This is a genomic window from Paenibacillus zanthoxyli JH29 (genome assembly GCF_000520715.1).
GTDB classification, from domain to species: Bacteria; Bacillota; Bacilli; order Paenibacillales; family Paenibacillaceae; genus Paenibacillus_AQ; species Paenibacillus_AQ zanthoxyli.
In genome coordinates this window covers 1-6,555 of sequence record NZ_ASSD01000040.1, presented here as the reverse complement: position 1 = coordinate 6,555, position 6,555 = coordinate 1, and the positions used below count along the sequence as shown (strand labels likewise).

Below are 6,555 nucleotides of genomic sequence, written 5' to 3'. Positions count from 1 at the left end.
GGTCTCCCGCGACTATGGCGGCTTTAGCGGCTGTACCCAGGGCGTAAGCCCTTTACTTTGACCGCGGGGGCAGGAATCCCATACGATCCTTGACTCCTTGGAGCGTGACCGACGCCACGGCGCGGGCGCGTTCCGCGCCCGACGCGAGAATATCGGTGATGGCGCCGGAGCTGCGGATTTCATGGTAGCGCTCCTGAAGCGGCTCAAGCGCCGCCACGACGACCTCGGCCAAATCCTTTTTGAAGCCGCCGTACATCTGTCCTTCATAGCGGCCTGTGATTTCCGCAAGGGACAGCCCGGAGCACTCCGCGTAAATGCTCATCAGATTGCTGATTTCCGGCTTGTTCGCCGGGTCGTACACGACTTCTCGTCCGGAATCCGTAGTTGCCCGGCTGATTTTTTTGCGGATCACGTCCGGGGGATCGAGCAGAGCGATATAGCTGCCGGCATTCGGATTGCTCTTGCTCATTTTCTTCGTTCCGTCATCCAGCGACATAATACGGGCGCCGACCTTCGGAATATACGGCTCTGGAATGGTGAAGAACTCGCCGTATCGGTGGTTGAACCGTCCCGCCAGATCGCGTGTCAGCTCCAGATGCTGCTTCTGGTCTTCGCCTACCGGAACGAGGTCCGCGTTATACACAAGAATGTCGGCGGCCATCAGCGCCGGATACACGAATAATCCCGCGCCTACCGTATCCTTCCCGGATGATTTATCTTTAAACTGCGTCATCCGCTCCAACTCGCCCATCGAGGTGAGCGTCGTCATCAACCAGCACAGCTCGGCATGCTGGGGAACATGCGACTGAAGATAAACATTAGAGCGGGCGGGATCAATTCCCGCCGCGATGAACAGCGCGGCAACCGCCTCGGACTGTTCGCGTAAGCTGGCCGGTTCCTGCGGCACGGTGACCGCATGCAGGTCAACCACCATGAAATAGCATTCATACTCCTCTTGAAGTTTGACGAAATTTTTCATTGCGCCGATGTAGTTGCCGAGCGTCAAGCTACCGCTGGGCTGTATGCCGGACAGAACTTTTTTCATACTGTAACTCCTCCGATCAAGAATTAAGTCGCTTACAAAAGAACGCAAAAAAGCCTCACTCCGAAGGGACGTGAGACCGTGGTGCCACCCTTATTCGCCGCTAGCAGCCTTCCCATGCTTACCGCCTATAAACGGACCGCATAGCGAAATACTGTAACAGCCTTAAGACATCCTGTAACGGGGACGAACCGGCCGGTCTACCAGGGAAAGCTTTCCCGTTCGAGCGCGGCGCTCAGGGGTCCATTCATCCGGGAGTTATCCTCCGGTTCGCATCATCCACCGGCTTTCTGAAGGCCTCTCTCCCGACTACTTATCCCCGTCATCGCATTGACAAACTTAGTTAACTGAATTCATCATAGAACCGGCAAAGAAGTTTGTCAAATTTTTAACCCCTCGAACATAAATCTGTTATGATAAGATTATCGTGTTCACATTTTGTATTAAGTGAATGATAAAGGAGCATGGATCATGAAACAGGTGACCAAAGGGCAATGGTGCGGTTATGATACTTATATTTTGCACAGCCGCGACTTGGAAGTCACGCTGCTGCCGCGTCTTGGCAACAACGTTATCTCCCTGTGGGACCGAAAGGAAAGACGAGAGGTTCTGCGCCGGCCCGAAGAGGCCGATCTGGATTTTTATATGCAGAAGCCGTATCACTTCGGCATTCCGCTCTTAATTCCGCCGGGACGTATCTCCAAGGGACAGTTTGAATTTGATGGCGCTCATTACCAGTTCGACCGCAACACCGCTGGTGACAATCACATTCACGGCCTGCACCGGACGCAATCCTGGTGTGTCAGCGATATCGAGGAAGATGAAGACGGCTGCGCGGTGACGACCGAATTTAAGACAACGGACGATGCCCATTGGATGGATCAGCTGCCGGCGCCGCTCAAATTTGAGATGACATTCCGGCTGCAGGATGCGTCTTTGAAGCAGACCTTGAAGGTAACCCACCTTGGTGCCAGAAGGAACATTCCCTTCGGAATCGGCTATCACACCTGGTTCATGATTGACGGTCAGCCGAAGCGTTGGAGTCTCAAGCTGCCGGTAGAGAGCATCTACGAATTGAACGATCAACTGCTGCCCACTGGAAATGTGCTTCCACTCGGTTCGCTGGAAGCTTTGAACGAGGGGATGAATCTGCAGGGCACCGGCTTCGACACCGCCCTGCGAATTGGAGAGAAGCGGCCCGTAGAAGCTTTGCTGCTCCGGGATGACGGCTATGGGCTGCGTTACCTCGCAGACGAAAGCTATTTTCGCCACTGGGTTATCTATACGAAAGGACTCGCCGACCAATTTCTCTGCGCCGAGCCCTATACATGGCTGCCGGATGCGCCTAATGTGTCCTCTGATCCGAATTTTACCGGTCTGCTGACGCTTGCCCCCGGACAGAGCCTTGAACTGACTACTTCAATTGAAATGATCTATCCTGAAAATTGAGATTTGCAGCCAATTGAGCATGCTGCGATCATTTGCCAAGAGGGCGGCCCGCCGGAACATTCGGACCGCCCTCTTATTTTAAGTTGCGAAATTCACTTTTTATACACTTATTCCCAGCCTTATAACCTTCTTGCACCATGCATGATTTCACCTCGCCGCGCTCATACTATCTCTACCAAGGACGAAGGAGGTGACAAACATGGGTCAAGTAGGTCAAAACCAAGGTCGCAGCAGTCGTTCCAACAATCTGGTCGTTCCTCAAGCAAACGCTGCGCTGCAGCAACTGAAATATGAAGCGGCGCAAGAGCTTGGTGTAACCATCCCTCAAGACGGTTACTACGGTAACTACACTTCCCGCGAAACCGGTTCTTTGGGAGGATATATCACCAAGCGTCTCGTACAGCTGGCAGAGCAGCAACTCTCCGGTCGTACGGGTGTGTAATGCCTCGTTTATAGCTTTTATTCGGTCCGCCCGCAAGGGCCGCCGAACAGATTTACAGCCCTCCCGCTTCCACAAGGAAGCGAGGGGGTTTTTCATGGCCCGTACCGGTTATCCGCATTATCCGCAGTCCTCCTTATCCTGCTGCACATTTCTCGGGTAGCGGATCATCAGGTTAGCCATATTGTAATTGGATTCCAGAACAGCATCGACAATGACAATCCCCTTCTTCACGGCAAACTCATAGCTTATCTCTCCATGCGTCCAGCGGCGTTTAAACTTCAGACTCTCGAGTGCCATCAAACGAAACGAAGACTGCTGCGAAGATGTTAATCCCTCTGTTTCCTCCGTAAACGTTCCGCTGCGGCCGTACAATGGATTATGGCGGATTCCAAACTTCCCGATGATATTATTTCGTATTTGCACAAAAACCGTACCGGAAGATACCCCCGATAATTCCTCCTGAAGCTCCTTAAACACCAGGTCCATTTGCCTAGCCAAAGACAATTGATCCGTCTTAAGCATACTTTTCCTCCTCTGTCATACTTGCTCGCCTTACTCCCTAAGGCTTAGGACTCATTATAGGATAGAAGGCTATACCCCACAACAATCGTCAACATAATTGGGTTATTATCCCTATAAAATGCGCTTTTTCTTCTATCTTCTTCCAAGTCTACCTCGATAAAACGATCATTTTCGACAAATTCGCATAAAAAACGACCCCACGATGAAATACATCCTAAGGGTCATTTCGCATTTGCACAATATTCAATCCATTACTTGCGCTTAATTGCACGAACAAGAAGCGAATCTTTCATAAATACGAAGTCAAGCTAAATGCTTGGTCATATCCAGGAAGGTGGAAATATCTTCAAGAATCAGGTCGGCGGCTCCCTGCCAAAAGTCCGGCTTCGACAGATCCACACCCAGATGCTTGCCTGCCAGATCCTCAAGCGTCATAACGCCTGTGTCGCGCAGCAGCGCATCATATTTGTCTGCAAAGGATGGGCCTTCCTGCAAAGCGAGACGGTATAAGCCGGTGCTGAACATATATCCTACCGTATAAGGGAAGTTATAGAACGGCACGTCGGTAATATAAAAGTGAAGCTTGGACGCCCAGAAATGCGGATGGTAGCCGGATAGAATACCGCCAAAAGCTTCCTTCTGCGCTTCCACCATGAGCGCGGAAATCTCTTCAGCGCTGACGAGTCCCGCCTTGCGTTTCTCGTAGAAACGGGTTTCAAACAAGAACCGGGCATGTATGTTCATGAAAAAGGCGACGCTGTTCTGGATTTTCTCTTCCAGCAGTGCCAGCTTCTCTTCATCGCTCCCTGCCGCCTTGACCTGCGCATCGGAGACGATGACCTCGGCGAAGGTCGAAGCCGTTTCCGCCACATTCATCGCGTAGTTCTGGTTAAGTACCGGCTGGTCATCGAGCAGATAAGAATGGTAGGCATGGCCCAGTTCATGCGCAAGCGTCGCCACATTGGAAGGCGTGCCGCTGTATGTCATAAATATCCGCGACTCCTTGCTCAGCGGGAACGAGACGCAGAAGCCTCCCGGACGCTTGCCCGGCCGGTCCTCCACTTCAATCCAACTGCTGTCAAATGCGCGTTCGGCAAACTCCGCAAGCTTCGGACTGAATTTACCAAATTGGGTGACGATTTCCTCCGCCGCCCGGTCATAAGATATTTTGCCTGAGGACCGCGCCAGCGGGGCTTCCACGTCCTCCCAACCGAGCTTCGTAAGCCCCAGCAGCTTCGCCTTGCGCTCCAAATAGGCGATAAGAGCCGGCTTGCTCTTGACGATAACGTCCCACATGACATCCAGCGACTCGCGGGACATGCGGTTAATGCTGAGGGGTTCTTTCAGCACATCGTCCCATCCCCGGCGTTCATACAGCTTCAGGCGGAAGCCAGCCAGATGATTTAGCGTATCAGCGGCGTAATCGGCGACGCCTTCCCAAGCTTTTTCCCATTTAGCGAACATATCCTTCCGGGCTTGATTGTCATTGTCGTGCAGCTTGTTGAAAGCCTGGCCCGCCGACAACAGCTTCTCCCCGTCCTCATCCGTGTGGGGAATGGCGATGGAGCTGACAATCGTTTCATAATGTTCGCTCCAGCCGTGATAGCCATCCACCGCAAGCTCCAGCGCCAGGCTCTCCAGCTCTGGACTCATCTTCTCACGGGCTAGATCCCGGCTCTCGCTGAGCACGAATGTCAGCGGCGCGATCTCAGGCCGGGCCATCCATTGACGCCATACCTCATCTTCCGTCTGGCGAAGCACATTTTCAAATTCAGAGGACACGCCCTGAAACCGGGCGCTGAGTCCGGCAACGGTTCCCGACAGGCGTATGGCCCCTTTATCCTGCTGGTTCTGCGCTCCAAGGCATCCGGCGAACTCCGAGGCCTGAACAAGACGCGCGGTACAGCTTTGCAGAAGCTCGATAACGCCATCCAGCGCCTTCGTCGACTCCAAATCCGACGGGGCCTTAGCCGCTCTTACCTGCTCTGCGAGCTTGCCGATATCGCCTTCCAGTTCGCTTAAGAATCGTGCAAATCCGGGGGATGCCGAGCCCCCTTCAAAAATGGAATCCAGTTCCCAAGTTAAAGACAAAGGCTGTTTCATTTTCGTACCACCATTCCTTTACTTTTCATTCGGTTCACCAATCCCATCATACAACATTCACTTTGTAATTGGAGGTATCCCATGGTAAAGTGAATAACACGCCATACCATTCATTAAAGAACAGGAGGACATTAATGATGCGGCCACTGCAAATTTCGCCGGAGACGGCCTTGGCGCTCTCCAAGCAGCTGGGTGTGCCTCTGGAACATTTAATGCATATGCCCCAGCATATTCTGCTGCAAAAAATAGCCGAGCTATCCAAGAAAAATACGGATGGCGGAGAACCGAAAGACGGCGCGGAAGGCAAGGACAAAGCATGATTCCGTTCAGCCACACGTGGCCGTACGAACTCATACTGGGCGATTTGTACGTCCAATCCTGCCCATTCTGCGGCGCGGAGAACGTGCTGCTCCCCATGAAGCTGAGGGAGCTTCAGAGCGTCCGGGAAGGCAAGAAGAAGCTGCTAGTCTTCCCCTGCTGCAGCGAAAGACCTGTCGTTGTGGACAGCGACGGCGATTATCTGCTGTTCGACCGGGCGGTGCGCTAAAGGCGCCGTCCGGTTCTTTTTTTTACAATATCCCCCTTAATCCTTCCATTCCCGTACTCGAACCGCCTTGTTCTCCGAGCATCTGTTCGCGAATAACCGCCCACTGCTCGCGAGCTGCCCGTATCATCGCCGCATCCATAATTTTCTGGTCATTGACCAGACGCGAGAACCATTTCACCGCCTCGTTGAACCAGCCGATACGCCGGTTAAGCTCCCCGATCAGAAACATCAGGCGCGCATCATTTCCGGCAATCCCGTCCCGTTCAAATACATTAATGTAGGACTCCAGCGAATAATGAAGAAAGCGCTGTTCCTGCTCGGTGTTGCCCTGATAACGGTACAACCAGGCGATATGATGCAGAAGGCTGGCGACGATGCGCTCTTTGTCACCTATGCACTGCGCACAGAGCAGCGCCAGCTTGTACGTCTCAAGCGCCTCCTCCCAGCTCC

At 53.0% G+C, this 6,555-nt stretch carries 8 protein-coding genes; 4 read left to right on the top strand and 4 right to left on the bottom strand.

What is annotated here, in order from left to right; all coding sequences use genetic code 11:
* Window positions 1-52: 52 nt before the first annotated feature.
* The gene (gene trpS / locus L691_RS0101790) at window positions 53-1,045 is read right to left on the bottom strand and encodes a tryptophan--tRNA ligase (RefSeq protein WP_025688415.1); all 993 of its coding nucleotides are present in this window, start codon (window positions 1,043-1,045) and stop codon (window positions 53-55) included.
* A 468-nt stretch (window positions 1,046-1,513) separates the two neighbouring features.
* Between trpS and L691_RS0101785 the strand changes: the two genes are divergently transcribed.
* Window positions 1,514-2,491 carry an aldose 1-epimerase gene (locus L691_RS0101785; protein ID WP_025688414.1) on the top strand — a complete coding sequence of 326 codons (978 nt, stop codon included), beginning with the start codon at window positions 1,514-1,516 and terminating at the stop codon, window positions 2,489-2,491.
* 199 nt (window positions 2,492-2,690) lie between these two features.
* Window positions 2,691-2,933: an alpha/beta-type small acid-soluble spore protein gene (locus L691_RS0101780; protein ID WP_025688412.1), complete on the top strand. Its 243-nt coding sequence runs from the start codon at window positions 2,691-2,693 to the stop codon at window positions 2,931-2,933.
* 117 nt (window positions 2,934-3,050) lie between these two features.
* Here L691_RS0101780 and L691_RS0101775 read toward each other — a convergent pair whose 3' ends face one another.
* Entirely contained in the window at window positions 3,051-3,455 is a 405-nt protein-coding gene (locus tag L691_RS0101775; protein WP_025688410.1) for a hypothetical protein, read from the bottom strand.
* A 303-nt stretch (window positions 3,456-3,758) separates the two neighbouring features.
* A complete protein-coding gene (locus tag L691_RS0101770; RefSeq protein ID WP_025688409.1) occupies window positions 3,759-5,558 on the bottom strand; it encodes a M3 family oligoendopeptidase in 1,800 nt (599 codons plus the stop codon).
* Between the two features lie 137 nt (window positions 5,559-5,695).
* Between L691_RS0101770 and L691_RS0101765 the strand changes: the two genes are divergently transcribed.
* On the top strand, window positions 5,696-5,878 hold the full coding sequence (locus L691_RS0101765) for a YycC family protein (protein WP_025688408.1): 183 nt from the start codon (window positions 5,696-5,698) through the stop codon (window positions 5,876-5,878).
* Window positions 5,875-6,105 carry a hypothetical protein gene (locus L691_RS0101760; protein ID WP_025688407.1) on the top strand — a complete coding sequence of 77 codons (231 nt, stop codon included), beginning with the start codon at window positions 5,875-5,877 and terminating at the stop codon, window positions 6,103-6,105. Before L691_RS0101765 ends, L691_RS0101760 begins: the two co-directional genes overlap by 4 nt.
* Before the next feature lie 22 nt (window positions 6,106-6,127).
* Here the strand turns inward: L691_RS0101760 and L691_RS0101755 are convergent.
* The coding region (locus L691_RS0101755; RefSeq protein ID WP_025688406.1) for a DUF2225 domain-containing protein at window positions 6,128-6,555 on the bottom strand (428 nt) is incomplete at its 5' end.

What these genes read in the sequence shown, in the direction of transcription:
- trpS (WP_025688415.1), bottom strand. Translation starts at nt 1,045, where the DNA reads ATGAAAAAAGTTCTGTCCGGCATACAGCCCAGCGGTAGCTTGACGCTC.
- L691_RS0101785 (WP_025688414.1), top strand. Translation starts at nt 1,514, where the DNA reads ATGAAACAGGTGACCAAAGGGCAATGGTGCGGTTATGATACTTATATT.
- L691_RS0101780 (WP_025688412.1), top strand. Translation starts at nt 2,691, where the DNA reads ATGGGTCAAGTAGGTCAAAACCAAGGTCGCAGCAGTCGTTCCAACAAT.
- L691_RS0101775 (WP_025688410.1), bottom strand. Translation starts at nt 3,455, where the DNA reads ATGCTTAAGACGGATCAATTGTCTTTGGCTAGGCAAATGGACCTGGTG.
- L691_RS0101770 (WP_025688409.1), bottom strand. Translation starts at nt 5,558, where the DNA reads ATGAAACAGCCTTTGTCTTTAACTTGGGAACTGGATTCCATTTTTGAA.
- L691_RS0101765 (WP_025688408.1), top strand. Translation starts at nt 5,696, where the DNA reads ATGCGGCCACTGCAAATTTCGCCGGAGACGGCCTTGGCGCTCTCCAAG.
- L691_RS0101760 (WP_025688407.1), top strand. Translation starts at nt 5,875, where the DNA reads ATGATTCCGTTCAGCCACACGTGGCCGTACGAACTCATACTGGGCGAT.